The 585-nt window shown below is 50.8% G+C and carries 1 protein-coding gene; it reads left to right on the plus strand.

What is annotated here, in order from left to right; translation table 11 throughout:
* Positions 1-585, plus strand: a 585-nt coding sequence (locus LOH53_RS16735) for an FAD-dependent oxidoreductase (RefSeq protein ID WP_230068895.1), incomplete at both ends; no start/stop codon positions are given.

The following is a 585-nucleotide window of genomic DNA, read 5'->3' on the forward strand; positions in this document are numbered from 1 at the left end:
ACCCGGCTCCGTATGGTCTGATTCGGTATGGGGTTGCTCCGGATCATCCGCGTATTAAAGGGATTATGAATGCCTTGCATAAGGTGTTGGATCGTGGAGATATCCGGTTTTTTGGCAATGTGACGTATGGGGTGGATCTTACGCTTGAGGATTTGCGGGCGCATTATGATGCCGTTATTTTTGCTACGGGTGCCATGAAGGATGCTGAGCTGAATATTCCTGGTGTTGAGTTGGCGGGTTCCTTTGGTGGTGCTGATTTTGTTTCTTGGTATGACGGGCATCCTGATGTTTCTAGGGAGTGGCCGTTGACTGCTCGGGAGATTGCTGTGATTGGTAATGGCAATGTGGCGTTGGATGTGGCGCGTGTTTTGTCTAAGCATGCGGATGATTTGTTGGTGACGGAGATCCCGGAGAATGTTTATGCGGGGTTGAAGGGATCGCCGGTGACTGATGTGCATATTTTTGGTCGTCGTGGTCCTGCTCAGGTGAAGTTCACGCCGTTGGAGTTGCGTGAACTGAGCCATTCACGGGATGTGGACATTGTCTTGTATGAGGAAGATTTTGACTTCGACGAGGCCTCCGACG

Origin of the sequence: Arthrobacter cryoconiti (assembly GCF_020905375.1) — a bacterium.
GTDB lineage: Bacteria > Actinomycetota > Actinomycetes > Actinomycetales > Micrococcaceae > Specibacter > Specibacter cryoconiti.